This window comes from Pseudomonas sp. RIT-PI-q, assembly GCF_001297125.1.
Lineage (GTDB): Bacteria > Pseudomonadota > Gammaproteobacteria > Pseudomonadales > Pseudomonadaceae > Aquipseudomonas.
Map to the genome: position 1 here is coordinate 120,057 of NZ_LHPC01000022.1, position 18,287 is coordinate 138,343.

Here is an 18,287-nt window from a genome sequence, read left to right on the forward strand (position 1 = left end):
ACGGAGTTTGCCTTGCGTCTGTTTCACACCTCCGACTGGCACCTTGGGCAGAACCTGCATGGCCAGGAACGCGATTTCGAGCACGGCTGTTTTCTCGACTGGCTGCTGCGTCAGCTGAAGCTGGACCAGCCCGACGTGCTGCTGATCGCCGGCGATATCTTCGACACGGTCAATCCACCGGTCAAAGCCCAGGAACGTCTCTACGACTTCATCGTCAGCGCTCACGAGCAGCAGCCCTTGCTGACCATCGTGATGATTGCCGGCAACCATGATTCGGGCTCACGCATCGAACTGCCTGCGCCGTTGATGCGCCGTTTGCGTACTCACGCGCTGGGCCGTGTGCTGTGGCTCGATGACGGACAACTGGACGCCGAGCGCCTGTTGTTGCCACTGCCGGACGCCAGCGGCGAAATCGCCGGCTGGTGCCTGGCGCTGCCGTTCCTGCGACCGGCCGAAGTGACCGGCGCGCACCTGGGCGACAACTACTTGCGCGGTATCGGTCAGGTTCACGAATGGCTGATCGAAGCGGCGAACGCCAAACGCAAACCAGGCCAGGCGCTGATCGCCATCAGTCACGCGCACATGGCCGGCGGTTCGGTGTCCGAAGACTCCGAGCGCAGCCTGATCATCGGCAACGCCGAAGCTTTGCCCGCCAGTTTGTTCGGGCCGAGCATCAGCTACGTCGCCCTCGGTCACTTGCACAAGCCGCAGAAGGTCAACGGTGAGGAGCGCATCCGCTACAGCGGCTCGCCGATTCCGTTGTCATTCTCCGAGATCGGCTATCAGCACCAGATTCTCGACATCCAGCTCGAGGGCGAAACCCTGGTCAGCGTCGAACCGAAACTGATCCCGCGCGCGGTGAACCTGCAACGGATCGGCCCCGCGCCGCTGGCGGAAATCCTCTTGCAACTGGCGGACCTGCCGAACATCGATTTACTCGCCGACCTGCAGCGTCAACCCTGGCTGGAAGTCCGGGTGCGTCTCGATGAGCCGCAACCGGACCTGCGTCACCAAGTGGAAACCGCGCTGCAAGGCAAAGCCGTACGGCTGGTGCGAATTGCCGCCGAGTACGCTGGCAACGGCGGCCGCGACGGCGTAGATGAGGGCGCGACCTTGATCGAACTGGATCAGCTATCGCCACAGGAACTGTTCAGCCGTGCCTGGCAGGACAACTACGGCAGCGAGGTCGACGAGCAAACCCTCAAGGACTTTGCCGAGCTGTTGCAGGACGTGCAGATGGAGAGCGAACAACCATGAAGATCCTCGCGATCCGCCTGAAAAACCTCGCCTCACTGGCCGGGCCTTTTGACATCGACTTCACCGCTGAACCCTTGGCCAGTGCCGGCTTATTCGCGATCACCGGGCCCACCGGCGCCGGTAAAAGCACCTTGCTCGACGCCTTGTGCCTGGCGCTGTTCGGTGCTGTACCGCGACTGAGCAATGCGCAAGTGTCGGCCAAAGCACCGGACGCCGATGGCGAAATCGGCACCGGTGACCCTCGCACCTTGCTGCGTCGCGGCACCGGTGAAGGCTATGCCGAAGTGGATTTCGTCGGCATCGATGGCCGTCGCTACCGCGCTCGCTGGGAAGCCAATCGCGCCCGCGAGAAGGCGGGCGGCAAGCTGCAAGCCAGCCGTCAAAGTTTGCGCGACATCGATCTGGATCAATTGCTGGCCAGTCAGAAAGTCGAATTCAAAACCCAGCTCGAATCCGTCCTGGGCCTGAACTTCGAGCAGTTCACCCGCGCAGTGCTGCTCGCCCAGAGCGAATTCAGCGCTTTTCTCAAGGCTAACGATAACGAGCGCAGCGAGCTGCTGGAAAAACTCACCGACACGGCGCTCTACACCCGCCTTGGTCGTCGCGCCTTCGACAAGACCAAAGAGGCGCGCGAAACCCACAAACTGTTGCAGGATCAGGCCACCGGCGTCACGCCGCTGTCGCCAGAAGCCCGCGCAGAACTGGACGAGCGCTTCAACGACGCTCAGCAGCAACTCAAGACCCAACAGGCGCAGCTCAAGCAGCTTGAGCTGCAACACACCTGGCTCAAGGAGTTGCGGCAGTTGCAGGAGGCGCAACTCAGCGCCACCGAACAGCTGACCAGCGCTCAGCTGCACTGGGAAAGCCTCATCGGCGAGCGCTTGAAGCTGACCCGCCTGGAGCAGCTGGCGCCGCAACGGCACCAGTTCGCCCGCAAGACTGAACTCGTCGCCCAGCTCACGCCGTTGTCCGCGCAGATTCAGCTGCACAGCCAACAGCAAACCGAACTGAACGCGCGTCAGGCGCAGCTTGAACACAGCCTGAGCGCGGCGCAGACCGCACTCGTCGAAGCGCAAAGCCAACACAGCACAAGCACTCCGCTGCTGCGTCAGGCTTTTGAAGAGCAAAGCACCCTCGCCCGCCTGGTCAAAGACGCGGCTCACAGTGCTGAGCGCAAACAGCAAGCAGAACAGGCCTGCACCGAGGGCCAGAACGCCATTCAAGGTTTGCTCGACCAACAAAAGCTGGTTGCCGAACGCTTGCAACGGATTGCCGGGGCGCTTGAACAAAGCAGCCATCTGGCGCCATTGAGCGACGCCTGGAACGCCTACCGCCACCGCCTGCAACAGCTGATGCTGGTGGGCAATCGACTGAACAAGGGCCAGGTCGAACTGGCCGCTTTGGAACAGCGCGCCAGCGACGCCGCCGAAGCACTGGCCACCCAGCGTCAGAGCCTTGAAGTGCTGTACAAAGAGGCCGGTGCCGAACCGGAAGCGGTGGCCGAGCAGATCCAGATTCTCGGCAGCCTGTTGCAGGACAACCGCAAACAATTGCGCGCCTTTGAAGAGCTGACGCGGTTGTGGGCCAGTCAACAAGAGCTGGACAAACGCGCCGCCGAACTCCAGCAGCGCCAGCTCGTTGCGCAGCAAGAACGTGATCGCCTGACCCAGGACGGCGTAAAAACCAAAAGCGAACTGACCGTCGCCGAGCAGACCTTGACCGTTACCCGCGAACTGCTGGAACGCCAGCGTCTTGCGCGCAGTGCCAGTGTTGAAGAGCTGCGCGAACAGTTGCAGGACGATCAACCGTGCCCGGTCTGCGGCAGCCCGGATCATCCTTATCATCAACCCGAAGCGCTGCTGCAAAGCCTCGGCCGACATGACGAAAGCGAACAGGCCAACGCCCAGAAAGCCGTCGACCTGCTGAAAGAAAAACTCACCGACTTGCGCGGGGAAGTCGGCGGCCTGATTGCTCAGCAAAAGGAATTGCTGCAACAGCAAGAACAACTCGCAGCTCAGCAGCAAAGCCTTGCACCGAGCCTTGAAGCGCATCCGCTGTCGGCGCAACTGCTGGCCCAGGACGCGAGCAAACGCGACAGCTGGCTCGCGCAACAAAACAGCCAGTTGAACCAGAGCATCGCGCAGGACGAACAACGCCAAACCGCCCTGCTCACCCTGCAACAGGATGCCGCGCGGCTTCAACAACAACTGCGCAGCGCCGAAGCGGCGAGCCAGCAAGCGACCCAGCACCTGGCCAACCAGCAACGTGAGTTGAGCAGTGATCGCCAGCGCCTGGACGAGGAGCTCACAGCGTTCAGCAACCTGCTCCCGGCCGACACCCTGCAAGCGTTGCGCAATGAACCCGCGGCGACCTTCACCCAGCTCGACGGGCAGATCGCCCAGCGTCTGGAGCAACTCGATCAACAGCGCGATGAGCTCAGCGAACAGCTACAACGCCAGCAGACACTGGAAAAAGAGCAGGATCGCCAGCAGACCCGCGCCCAACAACTGGAAGCCGCCCAGCAGCAGTTCACCGCCCTTGCCGAGCAGCAACACGCTTGCCAGCAGAAACTCACGCAATTGCTCGGCGTACACGCCAGCGCCGAACAGTGGCAACAGCAACTGGACCAGGCGGTCGAACAGGCGCGCACTGCCGAAGCCGCCGCCAACCAGGAACTGCAAACCGTACGTACACGGCTGGTGCAACTGGCGGCGGAACTGAAAGCGCAGCAAGAACGCCTGCTTGCGCTGGAATCGGAAGATCGCGAGTTGAGCGGCAAGATCGCCGACTGGCGTGCCTTGCATCCAGAACTGGATGACGGTGGTCTTGAAGACTTGCTGAGCGTCGACGACCAGCAGGTCAACGAACTGCGGCAGCGGTTGCAGTACAGCGAAAAAGCCATCGAGCAGGCCAAAGTCCTGTTGCAGGAGCGCGATAAGGTCTTGCTCAATCATCAGGCTCAGCACAACGGTAACCTCGACGCCGAGCAATTGGCGACGGCGCTGGCAGACCTGCAAACCCAGTCCACCGCCAGCGAACACCGCTGCGCCGAACTGCGTGCCGAACAGGCTGAGGACCAGCGCCGGCAAAACGCCAATCAGGCGTTGGCGCAACAGATCGCCAGCGCCTACACCGAGTACCAGCGCTGGGCACGTTTGAATGCGCTGATCGGTTCGGCCACTGGCGACACCTTCCGCAAGATCGCCCAGGCCTACAACCTCGACCTGCTGGTGCATCACGCCAACGTCCAACTGCGGCAACTGGTGCGGCGCTATCGCCTGAAACGCGGTGGCAGCATGCTCGGGTTGCTGGTGATGGACACCGAGATGGGCGACGAGCTGCGTTCGGTGCATTCGTTGTCCGGTGGCGAGACGTTCCTGGTGTCTCTGGCGCTGGCCTTGGGCCTGGCGTCGATGGCGTCGAGCACGTTGAAAATCGAATCGCTGTTCATCGACGAAGGCTTCGGCAGTCTCGATCCGGAATCCCTGCAACTGGCCATGGACGCCCTCGACGGCTTGCAGGCGCAAGGGCGCAAGGTCGCGGTGATTTCCCACGTACAGGAAATGCATGAACGGATTCCGGTGCAGATTCAGGTCCGCCGTCAGGGTAACGGCCTGAGTACCCTGGAGGTGAAATGATCACGTTGTACTCCTTCCGCCGCTGCCCGTACGCCATGCGGGCGCGCATGGCCCTGCGCTACGCCGGGGTTGCGCTGGACATTGTCGAGGTCAGCCTGAAAGCCAAACCTGCCGAGATGCTCGCGCTGTCGAGCAAAGGCACGGTGCCGGTGCTGAGTGTCGACGGTCAGGTGATCGATGAAAGTCTGGAAATCATGCGCTGGGCCCTGGCGCAGAATGATCCACAGGACTGGTTGCTCAAGGATGATCCGCAAGGGCAGCCACGCATCGCCGCGCTGATCGAGGAGAACGATCAGGCGTTCAAAGTGCACCTTAATCGCTACAAGTACGCCGAGCGTTACCCCGAGCAGCCGATGGCGTTCTATCGCGCTGAGGGCGAGGTGTTTTTGCGCAAGCTTGATGAGTTGCTGGAGGGGCGCGACTACTTGCTGGCGGCGCATCCGAGCCTGGCGGATGTGGCGTTGATGCCATTCGTGCGACAGTTTGCCCATGTGGATCGCGAGTGGTTCGGGCAGACGCCTTACGTGCGATTGCAGGCGTGGCTACAGCGATTCCTCGACTCAGACCTCTTCACCGGCATTATGCAAAAATAACCACTTCCTGTAGGAGCGAGGCTTGCCCGCGAAGGCGTCATCAAGGCCGCTAAAAGCTTCGCGGGCAAGCCTCGCTCCTACAGGGGGTGTTTCGATCTGTCAGGCCAGCACGCTGCACATCTCCAGCGCCGAGCAATCGACGTGGAACGGGCCGAAGTAATCGTCCTGGCGTTTGATCGGCGGATTGCCTGCCAACAGCCCCAAGGCCTTGGCTGTTTCAATGTTACGTGCAAGGTTGTGATTGGCTTCGATGGAGCGGGCCACGGAACCTGCCGAGCCCTGCCCTATCCCCAACAGTGAAGCGCCATTGGTCATAAATGCCAGGAAGGCGATGACCCAGAGTTTTCCGCCTTTCATGCCCCCGCCACTCCTGCCACGTCTGCCTGATCGATCACCACGTTTTGCACACGGTGTTCGAACTGGATGCCAGGATGAGCGACTTGAATCGGCGCTTCGAAAGACTGTTGCGATTGAGGCGAGAGGCTGACAACCAGCACCATGGCCGCGTAAAGAGCGATGACCAGGTAGGCGCCGTGTTTGGCAGAAGTGATGATTGCGCTGGCCATGGTGTTCTCCGTAGGCATGTTTCGATGCCCACAGAATCGATCAAAAAAGCCGTGATAACCACTCAGGGTTATCCATAGTACCCATCAGCTCCGTTGATCATTAAGCCAGTCTATTTCAGTCTTCAATAAAACTCATCAAGCGCTCGCGGGCCGCATCCGGCTCGTCTAAAACGGGCTGGGCAGCCGAAAGAATGGGGGTGGAATAGAGAAACAGAAGAACCACGGCCAGACGCATCGCCATGCTGTCGATCCTTGTGATAGGGGAAAGAGTCAGAAAATCAGCGTCAAATTTAAACTCATGGCCATGTGATATCAAGCAGTACATTGATAGCGATATGATGCTGTCGTAAACGCGTTATGCAGGAGCGACATCACTCAGGTTTCTCGAGGCTTTTCAGCCCGATCGGCGCAAGTGATTTCGCTCCTGCATAAAAGGTGCAGGGAGTGAATTTCAGGCTTGGGTTTTGTGATCCAGCGCCGCGTAGAAGTTGGCGCTCTGTTGCAGGTATTTCTGGGTGTAGCTCTGGGTGTGGGATTTTTTGTCGCTGATTTCAACGTTGGCGCTGGCTGGCAGAGCAACGGTGGCAGAGATAGCGGAAGCGGCGATTACGGAGAAGAGATTGAAGTTCATGGCGGTATTCCTCGGATTCAGTTGGCTTGCTTGCCCGGTGGGGCCGTGGAGCAAACTTAACCGCGGGGGTTCACGCGTTGAAATGCTTTGTAGCATTACCAAACATCAGCGTCATTGATAGAAGGATGCAGGCCCCATCAACCGGGGCCTGCGGCCTATTGACGCAGCAGGAACTTGAGATCGCTCGGGGCATCCATCGGCAGCTTTTGCACGGTTTTCCCCAGCAGACCGGTCTTGGCATCACGCTCGACGACGACAATCTGGTTGCTTTTCTGGTTGGCGATCAGCAAGAACTTGCCACCAGGATCAAGGCTGAACTCGCGCGGATGATCACCTTCCACCGCTCTGCGCTGCAGCTCTTTGAGGTGGCCGCTCGCCGGGTCGATGGCGAATACCAGCATCTGATTGGCGGTGCCACGGTTACTGACGTAAAGGAACTTGCCATCGGCCGAAGCATGCAGCGCCGCGGCGGCCTTGTCCGAAGCGGGTTGACCGGCCGCCAGATCAATCATCTGCGTCTGCTCAAGTTTGCCGTTCTGGTAATCGAACACGGCCACTTGTGCGCTCATTTCCATGGTCAGCCACGCGTGCTTGCCATCGGCGCTGAACAGCAAATGTCGCGGCCCGCTGCCGGGCGGCAACTGCACGAATGCTGGTGCGGCGGCGGTCAGCGGCAGATCCGGATTGGCCTTTGGATCGAAGCGGTAGACAAAGATCCTGTCGGCGCCCAGATCATTCGAGAAGACGAACTTGCCGTCCGGCGACGAAACCGTCGAATGCACATGGCCCGACATCTGCCGCTCGGGGTTGACCCGGCTCGACGGATGACTGCTCATCTGTACCACCGGTTTGAGCTTGCCGTCGGCACCCACCGGTATGACCGCCAAGGTGCCGCCCGGATCTTCAGCCACCGAATAGTTGCTGACAAACAGGTGACTGGCGTCACCGCTGAGGCTCGAATGCGTCGGCTCGTTGCCCAGGCTCTGCACCTGATTGATCAGGCTCAGCGCATGGGTTTCAGGATCGATCGCATAATTGCTGACGCGCCCTACCGGATCAGCCTGCCCCGGGCCGTTTTCGTTGACCACGAACAGGTAGCGTTGATCCCTGGACACGGTCAGCCAGGACGGGTTTTCACTCTTGATCACTTGCAGCGGTTTGGCGTCGATCTGCCCGGTGGCGGCGTCGAATTTCAGGCGATAAATCCCCTGGCTCTGGCCGGCCGTGTAGGAACCGACCAGCAACTGATAGTCGTCGGCCGACGCGACCTGAAAGCCCATCGCGCCGACGCTACCGGCCATCAATAATGGCCAGAGTTTACGCATCCTCATTCACGTCGTCCTCGTCGTCATCACCGCGAATCGCAGTCATGCACACCAATCGGTGTTCGCCGGTATCACCAGTGATCAGCCAGCTTTGCAAGGTCGGATCGAAGGTCGCCGCTGCGATCTGGGCCGGGGTGAATTCCCAGTGCTTGGCCGCGCGACCGTCCATGCATTCGATGTGCAGGTTGTCGTCTTCATCGAGGGAGAATTCGAAGGCGTGCAGCCCGTCGATCTCCACCATGTCGCAGTGTTCGAGGGTGTAGAGCAAGGTGTCGGTTGCGGCAGTCATGGCAGTCAATCTTTGAATGGGAAAGACGCAATGATAGCTCAAAGAACAAGTGGCCCAATGTCGGTGACTAAACTCGCACACAACACCAATTAACTGTAGGAGCTGCCGAAGGCTGCGATCTTTTGATTTTGATCTTCAGCGGTTCCGATAGATTCAAGATCAAAAGATCGCAGCCTTCGGCAGCTCCTACAGGGATAGTGTTCCGCCGTTAGAGAGCGCTGCTTACAGTGTGCCGACGGTGCCGGGTTCAAACACCGCGTCTACCGGCTCGATGCCGTTGATCAACGGTGCGCCGAACTCGGCCTGGCTGATCTCGAACACGTCACCCGGTTGGGTCCGGATGCCGTCGGCGAAGGACAGGGTCGCGGTGCCGAAGAAGTGAATGTGTACGTCGCCCGGACGCAGGAACTGGCTGTACTTGAAATGGTGGTATTCGAGGTTCGCAAGGCTATGGCACATGTTGGCTTCGCCACTGAGAAACTCGTTCTGCCACAACACTTCACCGTTACGCAGAATGCGACTGGTGCCGGCCAGGTGCTGTGGCAATTCGCCGACCCGCAGTTCCGGGCCATAGCTGCAACTGCGCAATTTCGAATGCGCCAGGTACAGGTAGTTTTTGCGCTCCATGACGTGATCAGAGAACTCATTGCCCACCGCGAAACCGAGGCGATACGGCTTGCCGTCGTGGCCGATGACGTAGAGGCCGCTGAGCTCGGGTTCTTCACCGGCATCTTCGGCAAACGGCGGCAGCGGGAACGGCTGGCCCGGACGCACGACAATGCTGCCGTCGCCCTTGTAGAACCATTCCGGTTGCACGCCGACCTGCCCCGCTGCCGGTTTTCCGCCCTCCACGCCCCACTTGAAAATGAGCAGGGTGTCGGTCATCGCGGCTTCATCGCCGGCCTGCTGATGCATTTTGTCCCGGGCCGAAGCGCTGCCCAAATGGGTCAGGCCAGTGCCGCTGACCAGCATGTGCGCCGGGTCCGGGTGATCCAGCGGCGGCAAGATACGCAATTTCGCCAGTAACTCGGCGTAGTCGTGGCTGATGCCCAGGCCCAGGGTTTGCACCTGCTGCTCAAGATTGCTGCCCGCCTCGATCGCTGCCAACGCCAGGTCGCGAACCGTGCGCGCATCTTGCACTTCACGCACCAGACCGTCCTCGACCACGCCGACGCGGCGTGAACCGTTACTCAATTCGAACTGAACCAAACGCATGGATTTTCTCCTGTATACAAAACTCAAGAACAAGCGCAGATCCCTGTGGGAGCGGGCTTGCCCGCGATAGCAATCTGTCTGACACATCAATGGTGAATGTGCCGCCACCATCGCGGGCAAGCCCGCTCCCACGGGGGCGGTGTGGATCAGAAAATAGGGGTCAGGTACGGGTGGCGCCTCGGGCGCTGGCAGCGAATTGATCGGCTGGCAGCACATGTTTGCGTTCCAGCAAGCGATAGACCACGCCGGTCAGCACCAGGCCGAACAGCATCACGCCGCAGAGGAAATACAGCCCCGACGCCAGGTTGCCGGTGTACTCCTTCAGCGCGCCGATCACGAACGGTCCGATGTAGCCGCCAAGGTTGCCCACCGAGTTGATCAAGGCGATCCCGGCCGCCGCACTGGCGCCGGCAAAAAAACGCCCCGGCAAAGTCCAGAACACCGCCGTGCAGGAAAACAGAGAAAATGCCACCAGGCACAACGCCGCCAGTTGCAGCACCGGCACCGTCAGCCAGGCACTGAGGAACAGGCCAATGGCCCCCAACACGTAAAGCACCGCCAAGTGGCCGTAGCGGTCATTCAAACGGTCGGAGCTGCGCGGAATGATCAGCAACCCAATGATCCCGAAGATGTACGGCACCGATGACACGAAGCCGGTCACCAGGTCGGTGCCGCCAAACTGTTTGATCAGTGTCGGCAGCCACAGGCCCAAGCCATAAATGCTCAGGGTCACCGGCAGATAGAACAGCGCCAGCAGCAACACGCGTTTGTCTTTGAGTGCATGCAGCGGATTGCCGTGGCGGGTCTGGCCGTAGGCCTCAAGGTCCTTTTTCAACTCGCCGCTCAGCCAGTCCTTTTCGGCCTGGTCCATCCATTTCACGTGCTGCGGGCCATCCGGCAGGTAACGCAGCACCGGCCAGGTCAACAGGATCGCCGGGGTGCCAATGACGATGAACAGCCACTGCCAGCCGTGCAGACCGAGGGTGCCGTCCATGCCGAGCAAGCCGCCGGACACCGGGCCGGTGATCATCATCGCAATGGGTTGGGAAAGGATGAACAGCCCGAGGATCTTGCCGCGATGACGCACCGGGAACCATTGAGTAATGTAGTAGAGCACGCCCGGAAAGAACCCGGCCTCGGCCGCACCGAGCAGAAAGCGCATCAGGTAAAAGCTGTTCGGCCCCTGGACGAAGGCCATGCCGATGGTGATGGCGCCCCAGGTGAGCATGATTCGCGCGAACCAGCGTCGCGCACCAAAGCGATCGAGCATCAGGTTGCTGGGGATTTCCAACAGGAAGTAGCCAATGAAAAACAGCCCGGCACCCAAGCCATAGGCCGCGTCACCGAGACCGATGTCGGCGCCCATGTGCAGCTTGGCGAAACCTACGGCGGAGCGATCCACATAGGCGATCAGGTACAGCAGGATCAGGAAGGGAATCAGTTTCAGCGTAATGCGACGAATAAGCCGCAGTTCCTGGCTCATGAGATCGGTCTCCGATTGTTGTTGTTATAGAACCTCGGGGGACGCCTCTCGCACAAACTGTCCAGGGCCATCCCTCCGTTGAAATCGACTATATAGTAATACTAATTACCCAACAACACTTCCAAACAGGCCAATTTGCGCTTATGTTACGCCGTATCTAGAACAATATAGTCATACAATAAGAGAGCCGATCATGTCTGATAAGAAACCCACCCTGCGCTCCGCTCAATGGTTTGGCACCGCCGACAAGAACGGTTTCATGTACCGCAGCTGGATGAAGAATCAGGGCATCGCCGACCACCAGTTTCACGGCAAGCCGATCATCGGCATCTGCAATACCTGGTCGGAACTGACCCCGTGCAACGCGCATTTCCGCCAGATTGCCGAGCACGTCAAACGTGGGGTGATCGAGGCCGGTGGCTGGCCGGTGGAATTCCCGGTGTTCTCCAACGGCGAATCCAACCTGCGCCCGACCGCGATGTTCACCCGCAACCTGACGAGCATGGATGTCGAAGAAGCGATTCGCGGCAACCCGATTGACGGCGTCGTCCTGCTGACCGGTTGCGATAAAACCACCCCGGCGTTGCTGATGGGCGCGGCCAGTTGCGACGTGCCGGCGATCGTCGTCACCGGCGGGCCGATGCTCAATGGCAAACACAAGGGTCAGGACATCGGTTCGGGAACTGTGGTCTGGCAGCTCAGCGAGCAGGTCAAGGCCGGCACCATCACCCTCGACGATTTCCTCGCGGCCGAGGGCGGCATGTCGCGTTCGGCCGGCACCTGCAACACCATGGGCACCGCGTCGACCATGGCCTGTATGGCCGAAGCACTTGGCACTTCCCTGCCCCACAACGCAGCGATTCCGGCGGTGGATGCGCGGCGTTATGTACTGGCGCACATGTCCGGTATGCGCGCAGTCGAGATGGTTCGCGAAGACTTGAAGCTGTCGAAAATCCTGACCAAGGAAGCCTTCGAAAACGCCATCCGCGTGAACGCGGCCATCGGTGGTTCGACCAACGCGGTGATTCACTTGAAAGCCATCGCCGGACGCATTGGCGTGGACCTGGAACTGGATGACTGGACGCGCATCGGGCGCGGCATGCCGACCATCGTCGACCTGCAACCGTCCGGCCGCTTCCTGATGGAAGAGTTCTACTACGCCGGCGGCTTGCCGGCAGTGTTGCGCCGCCTCGGCGAAGCCAACCTGATTCCGCATCCGAATGCCTTGACCGTCAACGGCAAGACCCTCGGCGAGAACACCGAGGACGCACCCATCTACGGCCAGGACGAAGTGATCCGCACCCTCGACAACCCGATCCGCGCCGACGGCGGCATCTGCGTATTGCGCGGCAACCTGGCGCCACTGGGTGCGGTGCTCAAACCCTCCGCAGCCACCGCCGAGTTGATGCAGCACCGCGGCCGCGCCGTGGTGTTCGAGAACTTCGACATGTACAAGGCACGCATCAACGACCCGGAACTGGACGTGGATGCCAACTCGATCCTGGTGATGAAGAACTGCGGGCCGAAGGGATATCCGGGCATGGCCGAAGTCGGCAACATGGGCTTGCCGGCCAAACTGCTGGCCCAGGGCGTGACCGATATGGTGCGTATTTCCGATGCGCGCATGAGCGGCACGGCGTACGGCACCGTCGTTCTGCACGTTGCTCCGGAAGCCGCTGCGGGCGGGCCTTTAGCGGTGGTGAAAGAAGGTGACTGGATCGAACTCGACTGTGCCAGCGGGCGTCTGCACCTGGACATTCCGGACGCGGAACTGGCAGCGCGCATGGCGGATCTGCAACCGCCGCAAAACCTGATCGTGGGCGGGTATCGTCAGCTGTACATCGATCACGTGCTGCAGGCAGATCAGGGTTGTGATTTCGACTTCCTGGTCGGTTGCCGCGGAGCCGAAGTACCACGCCATTCCCACTAACCCCACCCCTCCTGTAGGAGCTGGCTTGCCAGCGAAGAGGCCCTGACGGCAGACATCGGTGTTAACTGTCAGGCCGCCTTCGCTGGCAAGCCAGCTCCTACGGTCGTTCTGCGCCAGCTGGCGACCGTCCTCGCCGTGCCTGTTATCATGCGCGGCACCTCACCGCACAGGATCGCGCCGTTCCCCATGGATTACCGCAAACCCTCCGACCGCAAAAGCATGCACTCGCGCATCGTCCAGGAACTGGGCATGCAGATCGTTTCCGGACGTTTCAAACCGGACGACAAACTGCCCGCCGAAGCCCTGCTGTGCGAAGAGTACGCGGTCAGCCGGCCGGTGCTGCGCGAAGCCACCCGGGTATTGGTCGCCAAGGGTCTGGTGTATTCCCGCCCGCGGGTCGGCACCGTGGTCAAGCCGCGCCGGGAATGGCACATGCTCGACCCGGACGTGCTGCACTGGCTGATGCAAAGCAGCCCGCAGAATGAGTTTTTCAGTCTGCTGACCAGCGTGCGCAGCATCATCGAACCGGCCGCCGCCGCCCTCGCTGCGCAGTTCGCCACCGACGAGGACATCGCCTCCATCGGCGAAGCCTACCAACGCATGGAAGCCGCGCCGACCCCGGAAGCGTTGCTGCAACCGGACCTGGACTTTCACAGCCGGATCGCCGACGCGACCCACAACGATTTGCTGGCGAATCTGTGCAACATGCTGTCGGTGGCGATTGCCGAAGCGTTGAAGCATTCCAATCAGCGGCCGAATCTGCATGAGTTGGCGCTGCCACGGCACAAGGCGATTTTGACGGCGATCGAGAATCGCGATGCATTGGGCGCCCGGCATGCGACGCTGGTGCAGCTGGATGATGCGCGCAGCGCACTGAATGTCGTGCTAGGCACAGACCCCTCCTAAACAACACAACCCCTGTAGGAGCTGGCTTGCCAGCGAAAGCGGCCTGTCAGTCGACATTGATGTTGAATGTGCCGACGCCTTCGCTGGCAAGCCAGCTCCTACATCGTCCGTGTACACCCGCAATTGAATGTTGCACGCGATCCCTTGTAGGAGCTGGCTTGCCAGCGAAGGCGGCCTGTCAGTCGACATTGATGGTGAATGTGCCGACGTCTTCGCTGGCAAGCCAGCGCCTACATCGTCCGTGTACACCCACCAACCAATGTTGCACGCGATCCCTTGTAGGAGCTGGCTTGCCAGCGAAAGCGGCCTCTCAGTCGACATTGATGTTGAATGTGCCGACGTCTTCGCTGGCAAGCCAGCTCCTACATAGTCCGTGTACGCCCGCAATTCAATGTTGCACGCGATCCCTTGTAGGAGCTGGCTTGCCAGCGAAAGCGGCCCGTCGGTCGACATTGATGGTGAATGTGCCGACGTCTTCGCTGGCAAGCCAGCTCCTACATAGTCCGTGTACGCCTGCAATTCAATGTTGCACGCGATCCTTTGTAGGAGCTGGCTTGCCAGCGAAAGCGGTCTATCAGTCGACATTGATGTTGAATGTGCCGACGTCTTCGCTGGCAAGCCAGCTCCTACAAGGGTTGTGGTGATCTTCAGATATAAAAAAGCCGCAACCTGGGTTGCGGCTTTGTTGTTTCAGCTACCGATCAGTGAGCAAACAGCGAATTGCCCTTCTGCCCTGCCAGTTTTTCCGGTTTGATCAGGAACCGCGCCAGCGCTGGCAGCAGCCACAGTGCGCCGAACATGTTCCAGAGCAGCATGAAGGTCAGCATCAGGCCCATGTCGGCCTGGAACTTGATGGCCGAGAAGATCCAGGTGCACACGCCGATCGCCAGGCACAGGCCGGTGAACAGCACGGCCTTACCGGTGGATTTCAGCGTCTGGTAATAGGCTTCTTGCAGCGGCAGACCGGCACGCAGGAAGCTTTCCAGGCGGCTGTAGATGTAGATCCCGTAGTCCACGCCAATCCCCACTCCGAGCGCCACTACCGGCAAGGTCGCGACTTTCACGCCGATGCCCATGAAGGCCATCAGGGCGTTACCGAGTACCGAGGTCAGTACCAGCGGCAGCACGATGCACAAGGTCGCCGCCCAGGAACGGAAGGTGATCATGCACATGGTCGCGACGCAGATGTACACCAGCACCAGGATGGTCAGTTCGGATTCCTTGATGACCTCGTTGGTGGCCGCCTCGATCCCGGCGTTACCGGCAGCGAGGATGAATTCCAGACCGTCCTTGTTGTTCTCCTTGGCGAAGTCCTGCACCGCATGAACCGCGCGATCCAGGGTGGCGGCCTTGTGATCGTTGAGGAACACCAGCACCGGTGCCAGGGAGCAACTGTTGTTGTACAAGCCATCAGCCCGGGCGATGGAGTTGTTCAGCACGTCCGGGTTACGCGACAGGGTTTCCCATTTCAGGTTGCCCTCGTTCATGCCCTTGATCATCTGCTTGGACACGGTCACCAGGGAAATCGCCGACTGCACGCCCTCGGTGTTCTGCATCTTCCACATCAGTTCGTCGATCGGTGCCATGGCTTCGTAGCGAGAGCAGCCTTCAGCCTTGGTCTTGACCATCACCACCAACACGTCGGAACTGGTGGAGTAGTTACTGATGATGAAGTTGTTGTCCTTGTTGTAGCGCGAGTCCGGACGCAGTTCCGGGGCACCCTGGTCCAGGTCACCGATTTTCAGGTTCTGGCTGTACCAAAGACCGCCGCCGAAGGCCAGCAAGGCCAGGACAATCGATACCGGAGCGACTTTCGGGCTGGCAAAGTTCGACAGCAAACGCCAGAACGGGTGTTCGCGAGTCGCATCCTTTTTGCTGCGCGCCACGGCGCGTTTGCTGATGCCGACGTAGGAAATCGCTACCGGCAGCAGGATCAGGTTGGTGAACACGATCACCGCCACGCCGATGGAAGCGCCGATGGCCAGTTCACGAATTACACCGATATCGATGATCAGCAGCGTGATGAAACCCACCGCATCGGCGAGGATCGCAATCATCCCCGGCAGGAACAATTGACGGAACGTGCGACGTGCTGCGGTCAATGCGTTGTCCGCTTCACTGGACTGCAAGGCAATACCGTTGATCTTCTGCACGCCGTGGGAAATACCGATGGCGAAGATCAGAAACGGCACCAGCATCGAATACGGATCAAGCCCGAAGCCGAAGAAATGCATCAAGCCGAGCTGCCAGACCACCGCCACCAGCGTCGTACTCAACACCGCTACGGTGCTGCGCATGCAGTTGGTGAACCAGTAGAGCAGGATCAGGGTGATGATGAAGGCGACGCCGAAGAACATCACCACCATTACCAGGCCATCGATCAGATCGCCGACTTTCTTGGCGAAACCGACGATGTGGATCTGCACGTTCGGGTTCTGTGCTTCAAACTTGTCGCGGATCTTTTCTTCAAGTTCGTGGGAGAACTTCCGGTAGTCCAGCGCCAGCAGCTTGCCCTGGTCCTGCGGGTCCGGATAGGACTCCAGCAACGGGATATCGACGATGCTCGATTTGAAATCGTTGGACACCAGACGCCCGACCTGACCGGACTTGAGCACGTTGTTGCGCAGCAGGTCGAGGCTTTGCTGGGAACCGTTGTAGCTCTGGGGGATCACTTCACCACCGGCGAAGCCCTCCTCCGTGACCTCGGTCCAGCGCACGCTCGGGCTCCACAGCGACTTGAGGCCGGAACGGTCGACACCGGAAATGTAGAACACCTCGTCGTTGATCTGACGCAGGGTCTCCATGTATTCCTTGGAGAAGATGTCGCCGTCGGTGGCTTCAACGGAGATCCGCACCGTGTTGCCCAGGTTCGCCAGATCGTTGCGGTGCTCCATCATCTTTTGAATGAACGGATGCTCGAGCGGGATCATTTTTTCGAAGCTGGTGGACGGCCGGATCAGCGTCGCCTGCCAGAACAGGAAAATACTCACCAGCAGGCAGATGACGATCACTGCCGGGCGGTTGTTGAAAATCAGGCGTTCGAGAAACGTCGCCTTGTCTTGGTGATGACTGCTTAGGGATGTCATAGACCCGCCTTCTTATTATTTGCCCGGCTCATTTGGCCAGCTCAGCGCCGGTTGGCGAAGTAGCGCGAACGCCGCCCTGTCCTGCCAGAATCAGATTGCCATTGCCCGCGGCGGTGACTGCCGAAACGGAGATGCGATCGGGGCGGTTGAACACGCTGAAAGTTTCGCCGTTGTCGTTGCTGCGGATCACCGAGCCACCGTTGCCGACGATCACGATGGAGCCGTCGTCGAGTAGCGTTGCGCCAGACAGGCCGAATTCCAGTGCACCGCGAGCAGCCTTCAACTCGACCGGTTCCCAGGTGGTGCCGAAATCGGTGGAGCGAAACAGATTGCCCCGCAGCCCGTAGGCCAGCAGCGTATTGGCCTGAGCGGTGCCAATAACGCCGAACAGTGAACCCTCGTACGGACCTTCAAGCTTCTCCCAGGTCTGGCCCCCATCGGCGGAGCGGAACATGCTGCCCTGCTCGCCAACGATGAACAGCCCGGCGTCCTTGACGGCAGCGATGGCGTTGAGGTGGTACTGGTCTTCGTTATCGAGGCGGTCGCTGACGTTTTCCCAGTGCTTGCCACCGTCGGTGGTGGCCATCAGCGAACCGTAGGCGCCCACGGCATAGCCGTTGTTGACGTCCTGGAACCAGACGTCGAGCAGTGGCGATTCGCGTGTCAGGTCTTCAAATTGCTTGGTCCAGGTGACGCCGCCGTCCTCGCTGGCGAGGATCTGTGCGTCATGGCCGACGGCCCAGCCGTGTTTGTCATCGACAAAAAATACCGACGTGAGCATTTGCCGGGTCGGTACTTTGGCCTGGGTCCAGGTCGCGCCCTGGTCATCGGAATACAGAATGTGCCCGCGATCCCCGACGGCTACCAGGCGCTTGCCGGCATGCACGACGTCGAGCATCAGGCTTTTGCTGGCCTTGGCGGATTCAACGGCATAAACAACATCGGATGTCGACGCAGCAGCGGCCAGCACCGGCGCCGACAACGCGGCACAGCCCAACAGCGAGAGCGCTGTAGCCAGCAACGCGAATTTGCGTAGTGCCGGCGGGCGGCAGATACCCACACCCATGACAGGCTCACTCATAGACCTTCCCCCATTATTATTGTTAGGTCGTTCAACCTTTCAGGGCGCCGTAAGGGGTCTTTGTTGCGATTGACCTTTCTGAAGCATAGTCCTGAAACGCGCAATCTAGAGCCCCTTCGGAAGCTGGCTTATCCTATCGGGGTTTTCAAAGGTCTGACAATCGACGCCACGTTATGTTTTGTTAACCCGGCGGGGTTAGGGGGTGGGTGAATGATTGGGTATCAGGTGGGGTGATTGGGGTTTGGGGTTCGGTGGGCATATCCGTTTTTTGGCCGATGGACGCTGTA

General features: G+C 60.0%; 15 protein-coding genes. 5 read left to right on the plus strand and 10 right to left on the minus strand.

What is annotated here, in order from left to right; genetic code table 11:
- The first annotated feature begins 12 nt into the window (after positions 1 to 12).
- The 3 genes from AEQ67_RS08850 to AEQ67_RS08860 are packed head-to-tail and all read left to right on the plus strand — an operon-like array spanning position 13 to position 5,488.
- Positions 13 to 1,257: an exonuclease SbcCD subunit D C-terminal domain-containing protein gene (locus AEQ67_RS08850; RefSeq protein ID WP_059403505.1), complete on the plus strand. Its 1,245-nt coding sequence runs from the start codon at positions 13 to 15 to the stop codon at positions 1,255 to 1,257.
- Positions 1,254 to 4,895 carry an AAA family ATPase gene (locus tag AEQ67_RS08855; RefSeq protein WP_059403506.1) on the plus strand — a complete coding sequence of 1,214 codons (3,642 nt, stop codon included), beginning with the start codon at positions 1,254 to 1,256 and terminating at the stop codon, positions 4,893 to 4,895. The genes AEQ67_RS08850 and AEQ67_RS08855 overlap by 4 nt, the downstream gene beginning before the upstream one ends.
- Positions 4,892 to 5,488 (plus strand): glutathione S-transferase, encoded by a 597-nt coding sequence (locus AEQ67_RS08860; RefSeq protein WP_059403507.1) that lies wholly within the window; start codon positions 4,892 to 4,894, stop codon positions 5,486 to 5,488. Before AEQ67_RS08855 ends, AEQ67_RS08860 begins: the two co-directional genes overlap by 4 nt.
- A gap of 99 nt (positions 5,489 to 5,587) precedes the next feature.
- On the opposite strand, the gene AEQ67_RS08865 is transcribed toward AEQ67_RS08860, so the two are convergent.
- The 8 genes from AEQ67_RS08865 to AEQ67_RS08895 form a co-directional block, all read right to left on the minus strand.
- Positions 5,588 to 5,845, minus strand: a complete 258-nt coding sequence (locus tag AEQ67_RS08865; RefSeq protein WP_059403508.1) for a hypothetical protein — start codon at positions 5,843 to 5,845, stop codon at positions 5,588 to 5,590.
- Entirely contained in the window at positions 5,842 to 6,054 is a 213-nt protein-coding gene (locus AEQ67_RS08870; RefSeq protein ID WP_059403509.1) for a hypothetical protein, read from the minus strand. The genes AEQ67_RS08865 and AEQ67_RS08870 overlap by 4 nt, the downstream gene beginning before the upstream one ends.
- Before the next feature lie 115 nt (positions 6,055 to 6,169).
- Positions 6,170 to 6,295: a hypothetical protein gene (locus tag AEQ67_RS36475; RefSeq protein ID WP_256735487.1), complete on the minus strand. Its 126-nt coding sequence runs from the start codon at positions 6,293 to 6,295 to the stop codon at positions 6,170 to 6,172.
- Between the two features lie 210 nt (positions 6,296 to 6,505).
- A complete protein-coding gene (locus AEQ67_RS08875) occupies positions 6,506 to 6,685 on the minus strand; it encodes a hypothetical protein (RefSeq protein WP_031318838.1) in 180 nt (59 codons plus the stop codon).
- A 155-nt stretch (positions 6,686 to 6,840) separates the two neighbouring features.
- Positions 6,841 to 8,010 (minus strand): lactonase family protein, encoded by a 1,170-nt coding sequence (locus AEQ67_RS08880; RefSeq protein ID WP_059403510.1) that lies wholly within the window; start codon positions 8,008 to 8,010, stop codon positions 6,841 to 6,843.
- Positions 8,003 to 8,299 carry a DUF5629 family protein gene (locus AEQ67_RS08885; protein WP_059403511.1) on the minus strand — a complete coding sequence of 99 codons (297 nt, stop codon included), beginning with the start codon at positions 8,297 to 8,299 and terminating at the stop codon, positions 8,003 to 8,005. The genes AEQ67_RS08880 and AEQ67_RS08885 overlap by 8 nt, the downstream gene beginning before the upstream one ends.
- A 222-nt stretch (positions 8,300 to 8,521) precedes the next feature.
- Positions 8,522 to 9,514, minus strand: a complete 993-nt coding sequence (araD1, locus tag AEQ67_RS08890) for an AraD1 family protein (RefSeq protein ID WP_059403512.1) — start codon at positions 9,512 to 9,514, stop codon at positions 8,522 to 8,524.
- A 160-nt stretch (positions 9,515 to 9,674) separates the two neighbouring features.
- Positions 9,675 to 10,997, minus strand: a complete 1,323-nt coding sequence (locus AEQ67_RS08895) for an MFS transporter (RefSeq protein WP_059403513.1) — start codon at positions 10,995 to 10,997, stop codon at positions 9,675 to 9,677.
- A 193-nt stretch (positions 10,998 to 11,190) separates the two neighbouring features.
- On the opposite strand from AEQ67_RS08895, the gene AEQ67_RS08900 reads away from it, so the two are divergent.
- Together AEQ67_RS08900 and AEQ67_RS08905 are read left to right on the plus strand one after the other, a co-directional pair.
- Positions 11,191 to 12,927, plus strand: a complete 1,737-nt coding sequence (locus AEQ67_RS08900) for an IlvD/Edd family dehydratase (protein ID WP_059403514.1) — start codon at positions 11,191 to 11,193, stop codon at positions 12,925 to 12,927.
- A gap of 186 nt (positions 12,928 to 13,113) precedes the next feature.
- On the plus strand, positions 13,114 to 13,833 hold the full coding sequence (locus AEQ67_RS08905) for a FadR/GntR family transcriptional regulator (protein WP_059403515.1): 720 nt from the start codon (positions 13,114 to 13,116) through the stop codon (positions 13,831 to 13,833).
- Positions 13,834 to 14,534: 701 nt separating this feature from the next.
- Here AEQ67_RS08905 and AEQ67_RS08910 read toward each other — a convergent pair.
- A complete protein-coding gene (locus AEQ67_RS08910) occupies positions 14,535 to 16,919 on the minus strand; it encodes an efflux RND transporter permease subunit (RefSeq protein WP_059403516.1) in 2,385 nt (794 codons plus the stop codon).
- A 28-nt stretch (positions 16,920 to 16,947) separates the two neighbouring features.
- On the minus strand, positions 16,948 to 18,000 hold the full coding sequence (locus AEQ67_RS08915) for a WD40/YVTN/BNR-like repeat-containing protein (protein ID WP_059403517.1): 1,053 nt from the start codon (positions 17,998 to 18,000) through the stop codon (positions 16,948 to 16,950).
- Positions 18,001 to 18,287: the final 287 nt, after the last annotated feature.